Origin of the sequence: Citrobacter sp. RHBSTW-00887 (genome assembly GCF_013728095.1) — a bacterium.
Classification (GTDB): Bacteria; Pseudomonadota; Gammaproteobacteria; order Enterobacterales; family Enterobacteriaceae; genus Citrobacter; species Citrobacter braakii.
Genome location: NZ_CP056267.1, coordinates 3497781 through 3517684 on the forward strand (window position 1 = coordinate 3497781; position 19904 = coordinate 3517684).

Sequence of the window (19904 nt, forward strand, 5' to 3'; positions counted from 1 at the left end):
CCGATGCTAAAACGGACAACAGCACCGGGTTGCCCCGGCACTGTTGCTGTATGGATTAACAGGAGTGTAATCAAACTGCGTCGATTTTGCACCTGTTCCGTGTTAGCGCGTCTTAATTACCAGACGATTGCTCTGTTTGACTTCTTCCATTACGACATAAGTACGTGTGTCATTCACGCCAGGCAGACGCAGCAGGGTTTCCCCCAACAGCTTACGGTACGCCGACATATCCGGTACGCGTGTTTTCAACAAATAGTCGAAATCACCGGAAACCAAATGACACTCTTGAATTTCTTCAAGTTTTTGTACTGCAGAGTTAAATTGCTCAAACACATCCGGGGCGCCACGATTCAGAGTAATCTCAACAAAAACCAGAAGTGATGCATCCAGATAATGCGGGTTTAACAGCGCTGTATAGCCCTGAATAAAACCCTGTCTTTCCAACCGACGCACACGCTCAAGGCAGGGCGTTGGTGAAAGTCCCACACGTTTAGAAAGCTCGACGTTAGAAATACGCCCATCCTTTTGCAGCTCATTAAGAATGTTACGATCGATACGGTCGAGATCTTTGCCAGGGCGCTTCTTACTATCTACCATTATTATTGTCTCTCTGTATTCCTTCCCTACTCCTGCCTGACTCTACCAACATCACTGTTCAGAGTCGCTACCCATCAAAATAAACCGCAACCCAGAGGGATTTTCGGTTTGTAATGCCTGGGCTTATGGTGAGAAGACCGTTGCCTGTCGGCGGCTATCGACATCACGAATGGCATCTGTCCACACCATGCGTAGATTTCGCTAACACGGTAAACATGGTAACTACATGCATGATTATGCAGCACATACATGACACATTTTTTTTCTTCCTTGACTGTTTTCGCAAAACAGCAGGTGATTGTCAAAGTAAAACATCGATTTTTAGTACAACATGCCAGTTATTCATTCGCAGTGATGGAAAATCGTCATTTTATCACCTTATAACTGACCGATTTTTAGTAGAAATCGTTATAGTATTACGACTTATTCCCCCGCTCATCGGTTTCTGCTATTACACAAATTGTTAACAAAATCGCCATACTCTTTTTTTACGCCTGTAAATTCCCTACAATCCTGCTCATTGCCTGCCAACAACTATGGGGATCTCATGGGCGCAACCAAACACAGTAAACTTCTTATTCTGGGCTCAGGCCCTGCGGGATATACCGCTGCGGTCTACGCTGCACGCGCTAACCTGCAACCGGTACTGATTACCGGTATGGAAAAAGGTGGTCAACTGACCACAACAACAGAAGTGGAAAACTGGCCTGGCGATCCGCACGATCTCACTGGCCCGCTGCTGATGGAGCGTATGCACGAACATGCGACCAAATTTGATACAGAAATCATTTTTGATCACATCAGCAAAGTTGATCTGCAAAACCGCCCTTTCCGTCTGACCGGCGATAGCGGAGAGTACACCTGTGACGCACTGATCATCGCTACCGGCGCTTCAGCACGTTACCTGGGCTTGCCTTCAGAAGAAGCATTCAAAGGCCGCGGCGTTTCCGCCTGCGCGACCTGCGACGGTTTCTTCTACCGTAACCAAAAAGTTGCGGTGATTGGCGGTGGCAACACTGCGGTTGAAGAAGCACTGTATCTGGCGAATATCGCATCTGAAGTGCATTTGATTCACCGTCGCGACAGTTTCCGCGCTGAGAAAATCCTCATCAAGCGTTTAATGGATAAAGTTGAAAACGGCAACATCGTGCTGCACACCCACCGCACGCTGGAAGAAGTAACCGGTGATCAAATGGGCGTAACTGGGCTGCGCCTGCGCGATACGCAAAACACTGACAATGTGGAGTCACTTGACGTTGCCGGATTGTTTGTCGCTATCGGTCACAGCCCGAATACTGCCATTTTCGACGGTCAGCTTGAACTGGAAAACGGCTACATCAAAGTTCAGTCCGGTATTCACGGTAATGCCACACAAACCAGCATTCCGGGGGTCTTCGCAGCCGGTGACGTGATGGATCATATTTATCGCCAGGCGATCACCTCTGCGGGCACAGGCTGTATGGCCGCGCTTGATGCAGAACGTTATCTCGACGGTCTGGCGGACGCTTGCAAATAAGTTTTACAAATCAGTAACAAAAGTAAAAAAGGCGACTATAAGTCGCCTTTATTTTTGCCTCGTTGTAACATTGCCCTGCCCAAAAATTCCAATAACTCACCTGCTAAGCGTGCAATGAATAAAACCCGTCAAAAAGAGCTGACCCGCTGGTTAAAACAGCAAAGTGTAATTTCCCAACGATGGCTGAACATTTCACGCCTGTTGGGGTTCGTGAGTGGTCTGTTAATCGTCGCTCAGGCCTGGCTCATGGCCCGCATTCTGGACCATATGATCATGGCCAATATTCCCCGAGAGGCGCTGCTGCTTCCGTTCATCGTGCTGGTATTGATTTTCATCCTGCGGGCATGGGTCGTCTGGTTACGCGAACGGGTCGGGTTTCACGCAGGGCAACATATTCGTTTTGAAATTCGCCGCCAGGTGCTTGACCGTCTGCAACAGGCTGGTCCGGCCTGGATACAGGGCAAACCGGCCGGGAGCTGGGCCACGCTGATCCTGGAGCAGATTGACGATATGCATGATTACTATGCACGTTATCTGCCGCAAATGGCGCTGGCCGTATGCGTCCCATTATTGATTGTAGCGGCGGTATTCCCGTCAAACTGGGTAGCCGCCCTTATTCTGCTCGGAACAGCCCCGCTGATCCCGTTATTTATGGCAATGGTCGGTATGGGCGCTGCCGATGCTAACCGCCGCAATTTTCAGGCTCTTGCCCGCCTCAGCGGTCATTTCCTCGATCGTCTGCGGGGCATGGAAACGCTAAGAATATTTGGTCGCGGTGAAGCCGAAACGGAAAGCATCCGCGCTGCGTCGCAAGATTTCCGCCAGCGCACCATGGAAGTCCTGCGCCTGGCGTTCCTGTCATCCGGTGTCCTTGAGTTCTTTACCTCTCTGTCTATTGCGCTGGTGGCGGTTTACTTCGGTTTTTCCTACCTCGGAGAACTCGATTTCGGCCACTACGGGACAGGCGTCACGCTGGCAGCAGGCTTCCTCGCGCTCATTCTGGCGCCGGAGTTTTTCCAGCCCCTGCGCGATCTGGGCACGTTTTATCACGCCAAAGCGCAAGCCGTTGGTGCAGCTGATAGTCTGAAAACCTTCATGGAAACCCCGCTGGCTCATCCAGAGCGTGGCGACATTGAGCTGGCGACGAAAGACGCCGTTTCAATTGAGGCACACGATCTGATTATCACTTCGCCGGAAGGTAAAGTGCTGGCCGGCCCGCTCAACTTTACCCTGGCAGCCGGTCAACGCGCGGTGCTGGTTGGACGCAGCGGTTCCGGTAAAAGTTCGCTGCTTAATGTCCTGTCCGGTTTCCTCTCTTATCGGGGATCGCTGCGAATTAACGGCTTTGAACTTCGCGACCTGTCACCTGATTCCTGGCGTAAACAGCTGTCATGGGTCGGGCAAAATCCGCAGCTTCCTGCCGCCACGTTACGCGAAAACGTTCTGCTGGCTCGCCCCGATGCCAGCGAAGAACAGCTACAAGCCGCACTCGACAGCGCCTGGGTCAGCGAGTTTTTACCGCTGCTGCCGCAGGGCGTGGATACGCCAGTCGGCGATCAGGCGGCCCGACTTTCCGTCGGGCAAGCGCAGCGCGTTGCCGTCGCTCGCGCCTTACTCAATCCTTGTCAGTTACTGCTGCTGGACGAACCCGCCGCCAGCCTTGATGCGCACAGCGAACAACGCGTGATGCAGGCGTTGAACGCGGCATCTCGCCGCCAGACCACGTTGATGGTGACGCACCAGTTGGAAGATCTTGCCGACTGGGACGCTATCTGGGTGATGCAGGATGGACAGATCGTTGAACAAGGTACCTGGACCGAACTTAGCTCAGCCAACGGGGCTTTTGCGACATTACTGGCTCATCGTCAGGAGGACATCTAAATGCGCGCTTTGCTACCTTATCTGACGCTGTATAAACGTCACAAATGGATGTTAACGCTGGGGATCGTTCTGGCGATCGTCACGCTGCTGGCAAGTATTGGTTTGCTGACGCTTTCAGGGTGGTTCCTGTCGGCTTCTGCAGTGGTTGGCGTCACCGGAATTTACAGCTTTAACTATATGCTCCCTGCCGCAGGCGTACGCGGCGCAGCGATCACCCGCACCGCGGGGCGTTATTTCGAACGACTAGTCAGCCATGACGCAACGTTCCGTGTGCTGCAGCATTTGCGTATTTATACCTTCAGCAAACTGCTGCCACTCTCCCCTGCGGGCCTGTCCCGTTATGGACAGGGTGAATTACTTAACCGCGTGGTGGCTGATGTCGACACGCTCGATCATCTGTACTTGCGCGTGATCTCCCCGCTGGTAGGGGCTTTTGTCGTCATCATGGTGGTCACGCTGGGTCTAAGCGTTCTCGATTTCACGCTGGCTATCACCCTCGGCGGTATTATGCTGCTGACCTTATTTATTCTGCCCCCACTCTTTTATCAGGCAGGCAAAAGCACCGGACAAAGTCTGACGCATCTGCGTGGGCAATATCGTCAGCAGTTAACCTCCTGGCTACAGGGCCAGGCTGAATTGACCATTTTTGGCGCCAGTGAACGCTACCGTGCTCAAATGGAAGCCACCGAGCTGCAATGGCACGAAGCCCAGAGGCGCCAGTCTGAATTAACGGCGTTGTCGCAGGCGGTCATGCTGTTAGTTGGCGCGCTGGCGGTAATTATGATGCTATGGATGGCCTCAGGCGGCGTGGGCGGTAACACCCAGCCAGGCGCACTGATCGCGCTGTTTGTCTTCTGTGCACTAGCCGCGTTCGAAGCGCTAGCGCCTGTCACCGGCGCGTTTCAGCATCTCGGCCAGGTTATTGCCTCTGCGCTGCGCATCACCGAACTGACCGAACAGCAGCCAGAAGTGACCTTCCCGGATGCGGGTTCCTCGGTTTCAGAGCAGGTAACCCTTACGCTACGCGATGTATCATTCAGCTATCCAGGACAGGCGCAAAAGGCGCTCGATACACTTTCCCTGCAGGCCAACCCCGGTGAACACATTGCGATTCTCGGTCGCACCGGCTGTGGTAAGTCAACGTTATTGCAATTGTTAACCCGCGCATGGGATCCGCAGAGTGGCGAGATCCTGATTAACGAACAGCCGATTGCGACCCTTAGTGAAGCCACGCTGCGCCAGAGTATCAGCGTCGTGCCACAGCGCGTGCATCTGTTCAGCGCTACGCTTCGCGATAACCTGTTGCTGGCGGCACCGCACGCCGGCGATGACGCATTAGCCGCGATGTTGTGCCGCGTCGGTCTGGACAAACTGCTTGAGGATGATGGACTCAACGCCTGGCTTGGCGAAGGCGGTCGTCAGCTTTCTGGCGGCGAGCTCCGTCGTCTGGCTATCGCCCGCGCCTTATTGCACGATGCTCCGCTGATGCTGCTGGATGAACCCACCGAAGGGTTGGATGCCACAACGGAAAGTCAAATGCTTGAATTAATTAGCGATGTCATGCGCAATAAAACCGTATTAATGGTTACACATCGTCTGCGTGGGCTGTCACGTTTTGATCAAATAATAGTAATGGACAACGGACAAATTATTGAGCAAGGTAATCACGCAGATCTGTTAGCCAGGCAGGGGCGTTATTACCAGTTTAAGCAACGTCTGTAAGCTATTATTGAACGATCAAACTCGCGTAGTGGAGTTTCGCTGTCATGCGCCTGGTGCAACTGTCCCGCCATTCCATAGCCTTCCCGTCACCGGAAGGCGCTTTACGCGAGCCTAACGGTTTATTGGCGCTTGGCGGCGATCTCAGCCCTGCCCGCCTGCTGATGGCCTATCAGCGCGGTATTTTCCCATGGTTTTCACCTGGCGACCCCATCCTTTGGTGGTCGCCCGATCCGCGCGCCATTCTTTGGCCCGAGAAATTTCACCTCAGCCGCAGCATGAAACGCTTTCATAAAAATTCGCCTTATCGCGTGACGCTCAATTACGCGTTTGGTCAGGTGATTGAAGGCTGCGCGAATGACCGGGAAGAAGGCACCTGGATAACGCATGATGTGGTGGATGCTTACCATCGGCTGCACGAACTGGGGCATGCCCACTCAATTGAGGTGTGGCGACAAAATGAATTAGTGGGCGGTATGTATGGCGTGGCGCAAGGTACGCTGTTTTGTGGCGAATCGATGTTCAGCCGTCAGGAAAATGCGTCCAAAACCGCACTGCTTGTTTTTTGCGCTGAATTTATCCGTCAGGGCGGAAAATTAATCGACTGCCAGGTATTAAATAGCCACACAGCCTCGCTGGGCGCCGTCGAAACACCGCGTCGGGAGTACCTTGAGCACCTGAGCAGACTGCGCCAGCAGCGGCTACCGAGCCATTTCTGGATTCCCAGGATGTTATTTTCACCTCAGGAGTGAATGTTTTCGGCACATTTTTTGTCGGGGTGTTATAATTGTCGCGCAGAGTTGGTTTAGCCCATTACCCCGCCGCCGTTAAGGAACAGTTCGCGTCAGGCAACGCCTATCGTTTATCTCCTCGTTCCCTTACACGTTGCGCTTTAAGTGCGGCTTTGCCGTGTGTGGATAGAGTAATGCGCCAAACCCGATTTGCTGTGTTTTAAACGCACAAATCTTTACTTATTAAAAGAACTTCGGCATTATCTTGCCGGTTCAAATTACGGTAGTGATACCCCAGAGGATTAGATGGCCAAAGAAGACAATATTGAAATGCAGGGTACCGTTCTCGATACGTTACCTAATACCATGTTCCGCGTAGAGTTAGAAAACGGTCACGTGGTTACTGCACACATCTCCGGTAAAATGCGTAAAAACTATATCCGCATCCTGACGGGCGACAAAGTGACTGTTGAGCTGACCCCGTACGACCTGAGCAAAGGCCGCATTGTCTTCCGTAGTCGCTGATTGTTTTTAACGCCCGAATGGCGTCCAGATAATAAAAGGTCGGTTTAACCGGCCTTTTTTGTGGGCTGAAGCCTGGTATTTAATCCTCAATCATCCGCGCATATTCTTCCGTTAAGAAATCCACTAATGCGCGCACTGACGGTAATAATCCCCTGCGTGATGGAAAGACTGCGTGAATAATTTCTCGCTTAGGTTCCCAACCGTCGAGCAACGCCACCAACTCACCCGCAGCTAATTGATCTTTTACCATTAACTGTGGAAGTTGAACAACACCTACGCCGGCGACTGCGGCTTCGCGTAACGCCAGCATATCGGTGGTGATCATACGCGGCGTGAAATGCACCTCCGCCCGCGCGCCCTGCGGGCCGAATAATTCCCAACGATGCACATGTTTACCAGAGGCCAGACTCAAACCTGGCCAACGGGTCAGCTCTGCCGGAGAGTGTAGCGCCCCCATCTGCTCAATTAACTGTGGGCTGGCATACAAGCGATGTCCTCTGTCCGCCAGGACGCGCATCACCAGGTCGCTATCCTCAAATGGCCGAGGTCTGACGCGAATCGCCACATCCAGACCTTCTCCAACGACGTCAACACGACGGTTAGTGGCCTCCAGTTGTACTGATACGTCAGGATAACGTGCCATAAAACGGGCAAGCATTGGCCCGATATGCACATGCAGCAACGTAACAGGACAAGTCAGCTTCACAACGCCACGCGGTTCGACCTGTAACGCGGCAATGGCATCCTGCGCCGCCTGCGCCTCCACCAGCATCGCCTTACAGTGTTCGTAAAAGGTTTGCCCGACTTCAGTCACGTTAAATTGCCGGGTGGTTCGCTGAATCAGTCGTACCCCCAGCCTCTCTTCGAGTTGCGCTATCCGTCGGCTGAGTTTTGATTTTGGTTCATCAAGCGCCCGACCCGCCGCCGCGAATCCCCCTTCCTCTACAACATGCACAAACCATGCAAAATCATTGAGATCCGGCCTTGCCATTTCATTGTCCTATTTTTGAGACAGTGAGAGCTATTTTAGCTACTACTCAGCTCGCTGTCATGAATATAAGCTTATTCACATCAAAACAACGCCACTGAGGAGACACATATGAAACAAGTAACAGGCGTCTACACCGCACCTCGCCCACACTGGGTTGGCGATGGATTTCCGGTTCGCTCGATGTTCTCTTACCAGTCTCATGCTGAGCAATTAAGCCCGTTCCTGCTGCTTGATTACGCAGGTCCGCATACGTTCACGCCGGGTAACGAAAAACGCGGCGTAGGTGAACACCCTCACCGCGGTTTTGAGACGGTGACTATCGTTTACAGCGGCGAAGTTGAACACCGTGATTCAACCGGTCGCGGCGGCATTATCGGCCCTGGCGATGTGCAGTGGATGACCGCTGGTGCAGGAATATTACACGAAGAGTTCCACTCCCCGGAATTTACCCGTCAAGGCGGTGAACTGGAAATGGTGCAACTGTGGGTCAATCTGCCGGCAAAAGACAAAATGGCCGTACCGGGTTATCAGGGCATCAGCAGCGATGTTATTCCCACCGTCGCCTTGCCCGATGATGCAGGCAGCGTTCGCGTGATCGCGGGCAGCTATCAGGATACGAAAGGCCCGGCACACACCTTTTCACCGCTGAACGTCTGGGATATGCGCCTGCAACGTAATCATCCGCTGACGTTGTCCCAGTCTGAAGGGTGGAGCACCGCTCTGGTGGTATTAAAAGGGAATATCACCGTAAACGGCACCACGCCTGCCGGCGAAGCACAACTGGTAGTGCTAAGCCAGCAGGGGAAAACGCTACACATTGAAGCCACCAGCGACGCCAGCGTGCTGCTGCTGTCTGGCGAACCATTGAACGAGCCGATTGTAGGTTACGGTCCGTTTGTGATGAATACGAAACAAGAAATCGCTGAAGCCGTCCGCGATTTTAACTCCGGCCGCTTTGGCCAAATCTGAATCGAAGGAGAAGAATATGTCCAGTCCTGCAAACTTTAATGGTTCACGTCCGGTCATCGATGTGAATGATTCCGTCATGCTGCTTATCGATCATCAGAGTGGGCTGTTCCAGACCGTCGGCGATATGCCAATGCCGGAACTGCGTGCGCGTGCCGCCGCGCTGGCTAAAATTGCAACCCTGGCGAAGATGCCGGTAATTACCACGGCGTCGGTACCGCAGGGGCCTAACGGCCCGTTGATCCCAGAGATCCATGCCAATGCGCCACATGCCCAATACGTAGCACGTAAAGGCGAAATCAACGCCTGGGATAACGAAGACTTCGTGAAAGCGGTCAAAGCTACGGGTCGTAAGACGCTGATTATCGCCGGTACGATCACCAGCGTGTGCATGGCTTTCCCGGCCATCAGCGCGGTTGAGGAGGGCTACAAGGTCTTCGCAGTGATCGACGCTTCCGGTACTTACAGCAAAATGGCGCAGGAAATCACCCTGGCACGTGTTGTTCAGGCTGGCGTGATACCGATGGATACCGCCGCCGTCGCTTCTGAAATTCAGGGGACATGGAACCGTGAAGACGCCGCTGAATGGGCGGAAGTGTATACCAAAATCTTCCCGGCTTATCAGTTGCTGATCGAGAGCTATAGCAAGGCCCAGGAAGTCGTGACCAACGGCGAAAAACTGGACTCGCAGCGCTAATCATATTCTCCGCGCCTGTCCGGGCGGAGGAATATGTACATTGCGTAACCAAACGAGAGTTAACACGTAAATTCTGCTTGACCGTTTTAGCGCAACTCCCTATAGTAGCGCCCCGTTGCCCCCCAAGCGGTCAGGCAGCAATACAATATGGTGAGGTGTCCGAGTGGCTGAAGGAGCACGCCTGGAAAGTGTGTATACGGCAACGTATCGGGGGTTCGAATCCCCCCCTCACCGCCATATTCGAGAAAGAGCTCGTACGCAAGTACGGGCTTTTTTTTCGCATGTTGCATTTGCCGGATGCAGCGCATGCGCCTTATCGGGCCTACATTTCAACATCTCGGCGTAGCCTGATAAGCATCACGCCATCAGGCATGTCGGTTATTGTCGGCTGAGCAGAGTTAACACTTCGTAATGCGCGGTATGTGGGAACATATCAAAAAGTTGGACGCGTTCAATGCGATACCCAGGCAACTCGCGGATATCCTTTGCCATGGTTTGTGCATTACAGCTGGAGTAAACGATAAAACGCGGCGCCATGCGGGAGAGAAAATCGCACAGCGGCTTCCCAATCCCCCGACGAGGCGGATTCACCAGCACCAGGTCCGGCACTTCTCCCTGTGCGGTAGCAAACTGGGTTGAATCCAGCGCCTGAAAATGCAGATTCTGCAACCCAAGCTCCTGCGCCGACTGTTTCGCACAGGTAATGGCCTCTGGCGCAATTTCAATACCCGTCAGTTTCATCTGCGGCGTGGCGCAGTGCAAACCAAAACCCCCGACGCCGCAAAACAGATCCCACATGTGATTAACCGGAAGCTGTCGCACCCAGTCGCGCGCCGTGGCATATAAATACCCAGCCACCACGGGGTTGGTCTGGAAGAAGCTCTGTGGGCGTATCCACAATGGCACATCGTTAAAGCGTTCAGCCAGCGCCTGTTGTTCCGTCAGGAAGATTTCGCTCTCCCCTTCCATAATCGCCATATGCACAGGTTGAATATTGGCGGTGATCACTTTTAACTGCGGAAGCTGCGCCTGTAACCATGGCAGCGCCGTACGCAGTTGTGCCAGTTTCGCATCGGAGCGCAGAACAAAACGCAGCATCATATCGCCATCAAACCGGCTTTCCGTTAACAGCAGATATTTCAGCTCCCCGCGTTTGCGCGCCACGTTATAGGGCGTCAACCCCGCACGGGCGATAAACGGTTTAAGTGCGGCAAACACCGGCGCAAAAGACTCAGGATAGAGCGGACACTCGCACAAATCCTCCGGCGTACCGTCACGATGCAGCATCCCCAGCAGCGGTTTTTCCACGCTGCCGCTGACCACCATTTTAGCTTTATTACGAAAAGCGCTCTCCGGGCCGCTGACCGGCGCGCACCATTCTCCGACCGGATAATCGGCCAGCAGATTCTGCAGATCGGCTGTTTTGGCGAAGAGTTGATCGGCGACAGGCTGCGTTATCCACTGACAAGAGCGGCAGCGTTCGGCGTCATAAAGTGCGCACTGCATACAAAAACCTACAAATTAACAGGGGGCGAAGATTATACACGTTATTGCAAGCGGAAGAACCGCCTGCTGGACGCAGGAACAAACAGCAGTAGCAACACCAGCATATCCGGTAATTTTTGCATCACCAGCGTATGCAGGATTTCACGTCTGGACTCTCCCGCAATACTGAACAGTTCCGGATATCCATAGCCCAATGAGGCCGCCCACAGATAGACGCTGGCGATAATCTGGGTCAGTAGATAGACCCAGCGTGCCCAGTTCCGACCTTTAACCAGCGAAAATGCGCAGTAAATTTCGATAAACAGCAGCACCAGGCTACCCAGAAACACCAGCGTCAAATTCCAGGTCTGGACGCTGCGATGAATAAACTCGCTGGTTCCGCGAAACCCGAGCGTATTAAAAATCATCAACAGATCGAGACAGCGGATCATGATAATAGCCAGCGCCGCCACCTGCACTAAAGTAGGGACGTTTAAACGGGCATGTGATGTGGATGATTTCTTAAAAAATCCCAACGCGTCGTCTTCCATGAAAACGGCGCAGCCACCGCAGCTGCGCCGTATAGACAGGTTGGCAGATTTTAGTTTTTTCAGCCGCGTCTTGCACGTTGGATATCGCGAATCCGTTGTTTTTCTGTTCGCGCCATCAGATACCACGCGATAAATCCGATAATTCCTACTACGCCAAGTATCAACGTCGCCAGCGCGTTGATCTCCGGATTGACCCCCATACGTACGCTGGAGAACACCAGCATGGGTAACGTTGTGGCGCCAGGACCAGAGACAAAACTGGCAATGACCAGGTCATCGAGCGACAGCGTAAAGGCCAGTAACCACCCTGAGATCACCGCCGGCATAATCATCGGCAGCGTGATGACGAAAAAAACCTTCAGCGGCGTGGCACCAAGATCCATCGCCGCTTCCTCAATGGAGTGATCCAGTTCGCGTAAACGCGAGGAAATCACTACCGCCACGTACGCTGTACAGAATGTGACGTGCGCCAGCCAGATGGTCAACATACCGCGATCCGCTGGCCAGCCGATGGCGTGCGCCAAAGCCACAAACAGCAGCAGCAGCGACAAACCGGTAATGACATCCGGCATCACCAGCGGTGCGGTGATCATAAAGGCGAAACCATTTGATCCACGAAAACGACCAAAGCGCACCATCACCACGGCGGCGATGGTACCGAGAATTACCGCCATCGTCGCAGCACAGGCGGCAATCGTTAAGCTCATACCCACGGCGCTTATCATCGCGCTATCGTGGAAAAGCTCACCATACCAACGCGTTGACCACCCCGCCCAGACCGTCACCAGCTTGGAGCTGTTAAACGAATAGATAACCAACATCAGCATCGGCGCGTACAGGAAGGTAAAACCCAGTACCAGGATAAAAATACGCCACGGCGAGCGAACGACCGGTAAGTTATTCATCCGTGTTCCCCCACGCTTTTTTGCTGATATTTATGAAACCACATGATCGGCACAATCAGTAACAGCAGCATAATAATGGCGACGGCAGAAGCCACCGGCCAGTCACGGTTATTGAAAAACTCCTGCCAAAGCACACGCCCAATCATGATGCTGTCCGGGCCGCCCAGCAGTTCCGGGATCACAAACTCCCCAACCGCCGGGATAAACACCAGCATTGACCCGGCGATAATCCCGCCCTTGGTCAACGGCACGATCACGCTAAAGAAGGTTTTTAACGGTCGGGCGCCTAAATCCAGTGCCGCTTCCACCAGCGAGTAATCAATACGCGTCAGCGCGGTATAAATCGGCAGCACCATAAAGGGCAAATAGGCGTAAACAATACCGATATAGACCGCCAGATTGGTGTGCAGAATCGTCAACGGTTGGTCGATAACGCCCAGCCACATCAGAACGTTGTTCAGGACACCGTTATTTTTCAGGATCCCCATCCAGGCGTATACGCGAATCAAAAATGACGTCCAGGACGGCAGGATCACCAGCAGCAACAGAATATTGCGTGTCGAGGGTTTGCTGTGCGCGACCGCCCATGCCAGCGGATATCCCAACAGCAGGCAACAGACAGTCGAAACCCCCGCTACCTGCAAAGATTGCAGGTACGCATCAAAATAGAGCGGATCGTCCGTCAGTTGCAGGAAATTGCCTAAATTGAGGGTGATGGATAACTGGTCGTCAGCCCATGAAATAAGGTCAGTATACGGCGGAATAGCCCGCGCCATTTCAGCCAAACTGATTTTGAAGACGATCAGAAATGGCAGCAGAAACAGGAGCATCAGCCACACATACGGCAGCGCGATGACCAACTTGCGCCCGTGCTTCATTTGCAGCCGCGACATAAACAGCGTGAAACGCCCCACGTTATCCACGCGCGCCGGAGGTTCAAGTGTACTCATCTTCGCTCCTTAAACCGTCAACACCACACAGCTGTCCGCATCCCAACATAAACGGACTTCGTCACCCCAGGTTGGTAATCCCTTGCGATAACGATGTTCATTTTGTAACTGAGCGCTCAGCATCTGGCCACTTTTCAAGCGTACGTGGTACACCGACAAATCACCCAGATAGGCAATGTGCACCACTTCGCCTACCGCGAAGTTATATCCCTCTGGCGGAGGGGCTTCGCAGAGCATGATTTTTTCTGGGCGCAGCGCAACATACACCGGGACGTTATCGACAACGGAAGCGTCTGCGTCCACTTTCAGCGGATGTACCAATCCTGGAGACTCAATAACCAGACCATCTTCCTGACGTTCTTTCAGAAGCCCCTCAAAGACGTTAACCGAACCGATAAATTCTGCACTGTAACGCGTAGTCGGATGCTCGTAGATCTCTTCAGGCTCGCCGATCTGGACAAATTTGCCACGGTTCATGATCGCAATGCGGCCCGCCATCGTCATGGCTTCTTCCTGATCGTGCGTCACCATCACGCAGGTCACGCCGACACGTTCAAGGATATCCACCACTTCCAGTTGCATGCGGTCACGGAGCTTTTTATCCAGCGCCCCCATCGGCTCATCCAGCAGCAGCAGCTTCGGGCGTTTCGCCAGGCTACGCGCCAACGCCACGCGCTGACGCTGACCGCCAGAAAGCTGATGCGGCTTACGTTTGGCGAACTCCTGCATATGCACGAGGCCTAGCATCTCACTCACCCGGCTGGCGATTTCAGCCTTCGGCAGCTTGTCCTGCTTGAGGCCAAAGGCAATGTTCTGCTCTACCGTCATGTGCGGAAACAGTGCATAGGACTGAAACATCATATTAATCGGACGCAGATAAGGCGGGACATGCGCTAAATCGACGCCATCAAGCATAATTTGCCCGGTTGTTGGCTGTTCAAATCCCGCCAGCATCCGCAACAGGGTCGATTTACCGCAGCCGGACGCACCGAGCAGAGCAAATATTTCACCTTTGTAGATAGTAAGATTGACGTCATCAACGGCGTGCTGACCGTCAAAGGACTTGGTCAGGTTGCGAATTTCAAGCAGCGGGGTCAGCGCCTTGCGGATTTTCGCTTGTGGGCGTGGGGTTGCATCATTCAATTAGGCGCTCTCCGGCATAAAACAAAGAAACGGTGCAAATAACGCACCACGGTGGTGCGTATTGCCGGGTTATATGTGTCCGGGTTCAACACTGCCCGGCAGGCGTAAATCCTGCCGGGTCACGTCCCGTACATCGGGTTATTTCCCGCTTTTTACCTTCGTCCAGGCGCGAGTACGTACACGGTCGATCTTCGGATCCTGTACTTTCAGCGTGAACAGCTTGGCGCGGACATCGGCAGGCGGGTAAATGCCCGGGTTGTCGCGCACGTCCTGGCTGACCAGTGCTGTCGCTTCTTTGTTGGCATTGGCATAGAACACGTGGTCAGAAATATGCGCAATTACATCAGGGCGCAGCAGGTAGTTGAGGAACTGATAGGCTTCGTCTTTGTTTTTCGCATCGGCAGGCATCGCGAACACATCAAAGAAGGCCATCGCACCTTCCTTAGGAATTGAGAAGGAAATATTGACGCCATTTTTCGCTTCTTTCGCCCGGTTTGCCGCCTGCCATACATCCCCGGCCCAGCCAATCGCCACGCAGGTATCACCGTTTGCCAGGTCGTTAATGTACTGCGAGGAGTGGAAGTAGCGAATGTTCGGGCGCAGTTTCAACAGCAGATCGGTTGCCGGTCCGGTGTAATCATCCGCTTTGGTACTGTTTGGATCTTTACCCAAATAATTCAGCACGGTGGCAAACACTTCTTCGGGCGCGTCGAGGAAAGAGACGCCGCAGCTTTTGAGTTTTTCCAGATTTTCTGGCTTGAGGATCAGATCCCAGCTATTAACCGGCGCATCCGGCCCCAGTACCGCTTTCACTTTATCCACGTTATAGCCAATACCGGTTGTTGCCCACATATACGGCATCGCAAACTTGTTGTCCGGATCGTGTTTACCCACCAGCTTCAGCAATTCAGGATCGAGGTTTTTCCAGCCAGGCAATTTGCTCTTATCCAGCGGCTGGAAGACGCCCGCGGTCAGTTGACGCTCAAGGAAACTGGCGGATGGAACGACAAGGTCAAAGCCGGTACTGCCAGCCATGAGCTTACCTTCCAGCACTTCATTGGAATCAAATACGTCATAGATAACTTTAATTCCGGTCTCTTTTTCAAAATTAGCCACCGTATCTGGGGCAATATAATCAGACCAGTTATAAATATGCAGCGTTTTTTGTTCAGCAGCGAGCGTGCCAGCAGAGATGGCCATCAGAGCACCCGCAACCAGGCCTGGTAACCATCGTTTATTTAAGGCGGTCATAATCTCTTTCCTTCTGAAAGTTCGTTAACAAACGAACAAAAATGTCACACTCTAATGATATGCAAGAAACGTGCATATTCTTTCAAGCGGCCCCCATGAAAAGAGAGGACTCTCCTCACGCCGCTATTGCGCGCTGTTATCCGCCCATGCATTCAATATGCATTGTGGCCACAGGTCAGGCCACAAGGGGCTGTTTGAATGATGACGTTGATAAGCTTCGCAAGAATAACTTTAGCCAGGATTTGTGGATATAGCCCAGATTAAAAAACGTCTTTTATCAATTTTTTATGCATGAATTGTCTATGACATACAGCGGAAGGCGCTGAATGGAGGTGAATAATTCTTTAATGAACGGTTAAATGCAGAATAAAAACAGGCAATACGCAACCGCTTTGGCAGCGGCTGCGCAATATATGTCCAGATTCAGGAAGAATTAATGGAGGAAATGAACTTCGGCGTTGCTGTTTTGCGCATCTTCTTCAGCGTTAAATAACAGCTGATGCGCACCGGCCTCGAGGATCACCATCGATATTTGCTCTTCGCTCTGGCGAACAAAATATTCGAACTGCTCAAACGTCACGCCCGGGATAACGGATAAAGACTGGCAGACCACCAGCTTTGGCAGATTATCATCCTGCATATCCAGAAAGGCTTTCACCGTCAGTGAACTGGCGTTAATCGCAGACAGATCGGCGGCCAGCGGCAGTAGTGCAGAAGGTCTGACTTCTGCCATCGCGGAAAACAGAATGACGTTATCGACCAAATCAACTTTTGCATCAAAGATGCCGTCAAAATTCTGCATGTGCGGCAAATGCAGCGCCTGACAGGTATCGCATTCAAAAAAACTCATGCCCAGGTCGTCGAGCCATTGACGCAACGTATCCAGAGTGGGAACGACCAGTGATGTCATAATAATGTGCGACCTCTATTGATGAAAAAAATACCGGCACAGCTTACGCAAAAAGAGCGTGTCATACTACGATCGCAATCGATATTGTGCTTAGCCGCCGATTTTAAGGCAAAATTCAGGCGTAGCGTGACGCTCAATCCACTGGATCATCTTGCCGGCAATGTCTATTCCGGTGGTTTTCTCCACCCCCTCCAGGCCAGGAGAAGCGTTGACCTCCATGACCAGCGGCCCACGTTCAGCACGCAGAATATCAACGCCAGCAACGTCCAGACCCATTGTCTGAGCGGCTTTGAGCGCAATTTCCCTTTCGCGCGGCGTGATATTCGCAATAGTGGCAACCCCACCGCGATGGAGGTTAGAACGAAAATCACCTTCTTTGGCCCGGCGCTCAATGGCGGCCACCACCTCGTCACCGACCACGAAACAGCGAATATCTCGCCCTTTCGCTTCTTTGATATATTCCTGAACCAGTATATGGGCATTCAACCCACGAAAGGCATCCACCACGCTTTCTGCGGCCTGCCGCGTTTCCGCCAGTACCACGCCGATCCCCTGCGTACCTTCAACCAGTTTTACCACCAGCGGCGCGCCGCCAACCATGTCAATCATGTCGCTGGTATCGTCCGGAGAGTGAGCAATCCCGGTGATGGGTAAATCGATTCCCTGACGCGCCAGCAACTGCAGCGAACGCAGCTTATCGCGCGCACGCGTAATCGCTACCGACTCATTCAGCGGATAGCTACCCAGCATCTCAAACTGGCGCAACGCCGCAGTACCGTAAAAGGTAATCGCTGAACCAATCCTTGGGATCACTGCATCGAAATGAGGAAGCTGGCGGCCCTTGTAATGAATAGAGGACGCCGCCGGGCTGATGTTCATATAGCAAGAAAGGGGATCGATAATTTCAACCAGGTGACCACGCTGCATCGCCGCTTCACGCAGGCGCTTACAAGAATAGAGCGTTCCGTCCCGGGACAAAATGGCAATTTTCACCCTGCACCTCTCTGAATGACCTGGTAAAAGCTGGCGTATCATACACTGCGTTAAAATCTTTAGCGCGTAGCCCATCCCTGTTTATGCAAATATTCCAGGATAAAGGGACGACTTTCTTTAATGATGGTGCGGCGAATATGGTCGCTCCAGGTGTCACGACGCGTATTGCTCCCGCGGGTCAGATAGTACTGCGCGAGCTGCTCATCATATTGCGACAAAACGTCTTTGTTGAGTGGCTGATACTGATTTTCGTGCACCACAAGCGACGCTGGCAGTCGCGGCTTGATATCCGGGTTATCAGCAGGCCAGCCGAGGCATAGCCCAAACAACGGCAGAACATGTTGCGGAAGCTTCAGCAGTTCAGTGACCGGCTCAATGTTATTTCGCAGACCGCCAATAAACACGCCGCCAAGCCCCAAAGACTCTGCCGCCGTCAGCGCATTTTGCGCCATCATCGCGGTATCAACAACGCCCAGTAGCAGTTGTTCCGCCAGCCCGAGTTGCGCGTCAGGGCAAATCTGCAAATGGCGATTAAAGTCAGCGCAAAACACCCAGAACTCGGCGGCCTGCGCCACATGTTTTTGTCCGCCGGATAAAGTAGCCAGTGATTCACGCAGGGCGTTATCCGTTATGCGAACGATGGTTGTGCATTGTAAAAAACTGGAGCTTGAGGTCCCCTGAGCGGCGGCAATAATCGCCTCCCGCTGCGCATCCGAAATGGCATCATCGGTGAAATGGCGAATGGAACGGTGGCTACGAAGTAAATCAATGGTTGGCGTCATCTCTTTTTTCTCTGTCTGAACGTGAAGAATCACCGGGGGTTCGTGACATCAGCTGCGGCGCAACCAGTTGAGCAATACGCCACGTTAATACCACCGCGGCGGGAAGCATCAGCAGCACACCCAGAAATATCATCACCACGCAGGCTAACGGACTGCCAAGCGGTGCGGGTAAAGTGAGGTAATCGCTAAGCGACAGCAGCGCCAGCGATAACAAAACCATCCCGATTATTTCCAGCATCAATACGCTTTTGGGTAATGCACCAATTGCGCGCATAAGCGGCCTCCCGGCGAAATGGCTTTCATTATAAAACGTTCCGGCTTGTCGTGTTTAACAGTTATAGCTTGAGGATATCAAAGCAACAGGCTGAACCTGCTTTTCATCCGTCACAAATCGCGGCATCATAACAAGTATTGCCATCCGGCCTGATAAGTTCGAGGAGAGAGAGATGTTTGCCGTTATTTTTGGTCGTCCAGGGTGCCCGTATTGCGTGCGCGCAAAAGAATTAGCAGAAAAATTAAGCAATGAGCATGACGATTTTAACTTCCGCTACATTGATATCCATGCCGAAGGTATTACGAAAGCCGATCTGGAAAAGACGGTAGGTAAGCCAGTTGAAACCGTTCCGCAGATTTTTGTTGATCAAAAACACATCGGCGGCTGCACGGATTTTGAAGCGTGGGCAAAAGAGAACATGAATCTGTTCGCCTGATAGCCGTTTCTACGCCCTCCGCTGGAGGGCGTCTTCAGTTCTTTTTCCGTCGATGATGCTGATTGAACAAGTTGCTGATAAACAAAAAACACAATGCGCCAAGCGCGCACCAAAACACCGCACTAAACAACCACGCCAGCTCTTGCCACAACGAACGCGTCGGCATAAAAACGAACCGCATCAGTAACAGACAGCACGGCGCCGCCAACATGGCACCAAGAAGGGGTTTGAGCACCTCCCGACGATGGGAGAAAAAGCTTGCTGCAGCACCAGGCAGGATAAAAAACAACAATCCGACCTCAGGATGCCCTGCCGCTCTGAATGCCCCTTTCACGTTCAGCGTTAATGAAAGACACACCACAATAAAGAGCACAAAGCAGCAGACCGCACCCGCCCAACTTTGCTTATGTTTCAATTGTTCCTCCTGACACATTCTCTATCGAACACTCTTTTCGCCCGCAGGCGTCCAGTCAGATAAAGTAACCTGGCATTCCATGCCAAAAACACACTCACACGATTCTTATAGCCGTTGATACGTAATGAGATTAAACTAACCGCATATATTGTTATGCTGCATTATTCGGGGCTGTGTACGAAGCTG

At 52.6% G+C, this 19904-nt stretch carries 21 protein-coding genes and 1 tRNA gene; 9 read left to right on the forward strand and 13 right to left on the reverse strand.

Annotated features, from left to right (window positions below; translation table 11 throughout):
- Positions 1–102: 102 nt before the first annotated feature.
- On the reverse strand, positions 103–597 hold the full coding sequence (lrp, locus tag HV314_RS16760; RefSeq protein WP_002439523.1) for a leucine-responsive transcriptional regulator Lrp: 495 nt from the start codon (positions 595–597) through the stop codon (positions 103–105).
- 547 nt (positions 598–1144) lie between these two features.
- On the opposite strand from lrp, the gene trxB reads away from it, so the two are divergent.
- From trxB to infA, 5 genes are all read left to right on the forward strand, one after another.
- Positions 1145–2113 carry a thioredoxin-disulfide reductase gene (gene trxB / locus HV314_RS16765; RefSeq protein ID WP_016152427.1) on the forward strand — a complete coding sequence of 323 codons (969 nt, stop codon included), beginning with the start codon at positions 1145–1147 and terminating at the stop codon, positions 2111–2113.
- Between the two features lie 114 nt (positions 2114–2227).
- Positions 2228–3994, forward strand: coding sequence for a heme ABC transporter permease/ATP-binding protein CydD (gene cydD / locus HV314_RS16770; RefSeq protein ID WP_047359392.1), 1767 nt, complete (start codon positions 2228–2230; stop codon positions 3992–3994).
- Entirely contained in the window at positions 3995–5716 is a 1722-nt protein-coding gene (gene cydC / locus HV314_RS16775) for a heme ABC transporter ATP-binding protein/permease CydC (protein WP_019076386.1), read from the forward strand. It begins immediately after the preceding gene.
- 44 nt (positions 5717–5760) lie between these two features.
- Positions 5761–6465 carry a leucyl/phenylalanyl-tRNA--protein transferase gene (aat, locus tag HV314_RS16780; protein WP_046274664.1) on the forward strand — a complete coding sequence of 235 codons (705 nt, stop codon included), beginning with the start codon at positions 5761–5763 and terminating at the stop codon, positions 6463–6465.
- A 285-nt stretch (positions 6466–6750) separates the two neighbouring features.
- Positions 6751–6969, forward strand: a complete 219-nt coding sequence (gene infA, locus HV314_RS16790; RefSeq protein WP_002211347.1) for a translation initiation factor IF-1 — start codon at positions 6751–6753, stop codon at positions 6967–6969.
- Positions 6970–7048: 79 nt separating this feature from the next.
- Here infA and HV314_RS16795 read toward each other — a convergent pair whose 3' ends face one another.
- Positions 7049–7960, reverse strand: coding sequence for a LysR family transcriptional regulator (locus HV314_RS16795; protein ID WP_016156103.1), 912 nt, complete (start codon positions 7958–7960; stop codon positions 7049–7051).
- 108 nt (positions 7961–8068) lie between these two features.
- Between HV314_RS16795 and HV314_RS16800 the strand changes: the two genes are divergently transcribed.
- From HV314_RS16800 to HV314_RS16810, 3 genes are all read left to right on the forward strand, one after another.
- Positions 8069–8929, forward strand: coding sequence for a pirin family protein (locus HV314_RS16800; RefSeq protein ID WP_047359394.1), 861 nt, complete (start codon positions 8069–8071; stop codon positions 8927–8929).
- Between the two features lie 16 nt (positions 8930–8945).
- Positions 8946–9623, forward strand: a complete 678-nt coding sequence (locus HV314_RS16805; RefSeq protein WP_181546217.1) for an isochorismatase family protein — start codon at positions 8946–8948, stop codon at positions 9621–9623.
- A gap of 149 nt (positions 9624–9772) precedes the next feature.
- Positions 9773–9860, forward strand: a tRNA-Ser gene (locus HV314_RS16810).
- 141 nt (positions 9861–10001) lie between these two features.
- Here HV314_RS16810 and rlmC read toward each other — a convergent pair.
- The 10 genes from rlmC to HV314_RS16860 all read right to left on the reverse strand — a co-directional run bounded on the left by rlmC (position 10002) and on the right by HV314_RS16860 (position 18867).
- The gene (gene rlmC, locus HV314_RS16815) at positions 10002–11129 is read right to left on the reverse strand and encodes a 23S rRNA (uracil(747)-C(5))-methyltransferase RlmC (RefSeq protein ID WP_181546218.1); all 1128 of its coding nucleotides are present in this window, start codon (positions 11127–11129) and stop codon (positions 10002–10004) included.
- A gap of 41 nt (positions 11130–11170) precedes the next feature.
- Positions 11171–11659: a YbjO family protein gene (locus tag HV314_RS16820; RefSeq protein WP_016152418.1), complete on the reverse strand. Its 489-nt coding sequence runs from the start codon at positions 11657–11659 to the stop codon at positions 11171–11173.
- 59 nt (positions 11660–11718) lie between these two features.
- Positions 11719–12564, reverse strand: a complete 846-nt coding sequence (gene potI, locus HV314_RS16825) for a putrescine ABC transporter permease PotI (protein WP_103768922.1) — start codon at positions 12562–12564, stop codon at positions 11719–11721.
- Positions 12561–13514 carry a putrescine ABC transporter permease PotH gene (gene potH / locus HV314_RS16830; RefSeq protein WP_019076381.1) on the reverse strand — a complete coding sequence of 318 codons (954 nt, stop codon included), beginning with the start codon at positions 13512–13514 and terminating at the stop codon, positions 12561–12563. Before potH ends, potI begins: the two co-directional genes overlap by 4 nt.
- A 9-nt stretch (positions 13515–13523) precedes the next feature.
- Positions 13524–14657, reverse strand: coding sequence for a putrescine ABC transporter ATP-binding subunit PotG (gene potG, locus HV314_RS16835; RefSeq protein WP_016152415.1), 1134 nt, complete (start codon positions 14655–14657; stop codon positions 13524–13526).
- A gap of 138 nt (positions 14658–14795) precedes the next feature.
- Positions 14796–15908: a spermidine/putrescine ABC transporter substrate-binding protein PotF gene (gene potF / locus HV314_RS16840; RefSeq protein WP_016152414.1), complete on the reverse strand. Its 1113-nt coding sequence runs from the start codon at positions 15906–15908 to the stop codon at positions 14796–14798.
- 433 nt (positions 15909–16341) lie between these two features.
- Entirely contained in the window at positions 16342–16818 is a 477-nt protein-coding gene (locus tag HV314_RS16845; protein ID WP_016152413.1) for a YbjN domain-containing protein, read from the reverse strand.
- Positions 16819–16908: 90 nt separating this feature from the next.
- Entirely contained in the window at positions 16909–17811 is a 903-nt protein-coding gene (gene rimK / locus HV314_RS16850; protein WP_016152412.1) for a 30S ribosomal protein S6--L-glutamate ligase, read from the reverse strand.
- A gap of 59 nt (positions 17812–17870) precedes the next feature.
- A complete protein-coding gene (nfsA, locus tag HV314_RS16855) occupies positions 17871–18593 on the reverse strand; it encodes a nitroreductase NfsA (protein ID WP_016156098.1) in 723 nt (240 codons plus the stop codon).
- Positions 18577–18867, reverse strand: coding sequence for a YbjC family protein (locus HV314_RS16860; protein WP_047415298.1), 291 nt, complete (start codon positions 18865–18867; stop codon positions 18577–18579). Before HV314_RS16860 ends, nfsA begins: the two co-directional genes overlap by 17 nt.
- Positions 18868–19039: 172 nt before the next feature.
- Between HV314_RS16860 and HV314_RS16865 the strand changes: the two genes are divergently transcribed.
- Positions 19040–19303, forward strand: a complete 264-nt coding sequence (locus HV314_RS16865; RefSeq protein ID WP_016152408.1) for a GrxA family glutaredoxin — start codon at positions 19040–19042, stop codon at positions 19301–19303.
- A 34-nt stretch (positions 19304–19337) separates the two neighbouring features.
- Here the strand turns inward: HV314_RS16865 and HV314_RS16870 are convergent, their stop codons facing one another.
- A complete protein-coding gene (locus HV314_RS16870) occupies positions 19338–19718 on the reverse strand; it encodes an inner membrane protein YbjM (RefSeq protein ID WP_016152407.1) in 381 nt (126 codons plus the stop codon).
- Positions 19719–19904: the final 186 nt, after the last annotated feature.

Excerpts from the sequence above, each read along its gene's own strand:
- lrp (WP_002439523.1), bottom strand. The coding sequence starts at position 597 with ATGGTAGATAGTAAGAAGCGCCCTGGCAAAGATCTCGACCGTATCGAT.
- trxB (WP_016152427.1), top strand. The coding sequence starts at position 1,145 with ATGGGCGCAACCAAACACAGTAAACTTCTTATTCTGGGCTCAGGCCCT.
- cydD (WP_047359392.1), top strand. The coding sequence starts at position 2,228 with ATGAATAAAACCCGTCAAAAAGAGCTGACCCGCTGGTTAAAACAGCAA.
- cydC (WP_019076386.1), top strand. The coding sequence starts at position 3,995 with ATGCGCGCTTTGCTACCTTATCTGACGCTGTATAAACGTCACAAATGG.
- aat (WP_046274664.1), top strand. The coding sequence starts at position 5,761 with ATGCGCCTGGTGCAACTGTCCCGCCATTCCATAGCCTTCCCGTCACCG.
- infA (WP_002211347.1), top strand. The coding sequence starts at position 6,751 with ATGGCCAAAGAAGACAATATTGAAATGCAGGGTACCGTTCTCGATACG.
- HV314_RS16795 (WP_016156103.1), bottom strand. The coding sequence starts at position 7,960 with ATGGCAAGGCCGGATCTCAATGATTTTGCATGGTTTGTGCATGTTGTA.
- HV314_RS16800 (WP_047359394.1), top strand. The coding sequence starts at position 8,069 with ATGAAACAAGTAACAGGCGTCTACACCGCACCTCGCCCACACTGGGTT.
- HV314_RS16805 (WP_181546217.1), top strand. The coding sequence starts at position 8,946 with ATGTCCAGTCCTGCAAACTTTAATGGTTCACGTCCGGTCATCGATGTG.
- rlmC (WP_181546218.1), bottom strand. The coding sequence starts at position 11,129 with ATGCAGTGCGCACTTTATGACGCCGAACGCTGCCGCTCTTGTCAGTGG.
- HV314_RS16820 (WP_016152418.1), bottom strand. The coding sequence starts at position 11,659 with ATGGAAGACGACGCGTTGGGATTTTTTAAGAAATCATCCACATCACAT.
- potI (WP_103768922.1), bottom strand. The coding sequence starts at position 12,564 with ATGAATAACTTACCGGTCGTTCGCTCGCCGTGGCGTATTTTTATCCTG.
- potH (WP_019076381.1), bottom strand. The coding sequence starts at position 13,514 with ATGAGTACACTTGAACCTCCGGCGCGCGTGGATAACGTGGGGCGTTTC.
- potF (WP_016152414.1), bottom strand. The coding sequence starts at position 15,908 with ATGACCGCCTTAAATAAACGATGGTTACCAGGCCTGGTTGCGGGTGCT.
- HV314_RS16845 (WP_016152413.1), bottom strand. The coding sequence starts at position 16,818 with ATGACATCACTGGTCGTTCCCACTCTGGATACGTTGCGTCAATGGCTC.
- nfsA (WP_016156098.1), bottom strand. The coding sequence starts at position 18,593 with ATGACGCCAACCATTGATTTACTTCGTAGCCACCGTTCCATTCGCCAT.
- HV314_RS16860 (WP_047415298.1), bottom strand. The coding sequence starts at position 18,867 with ATGCGCGCAATTGGTGCATTACCCAAAAGCGTATTGATGCTGGAAATA.
- HV314_RS16865 (WP_016152408.1), top strand. The coding sequence starts at position 19,040 with ATGTTTGCCGTTATTTTTGGTCGTCCAGGGTGCCCGTATTGCGTGCGC.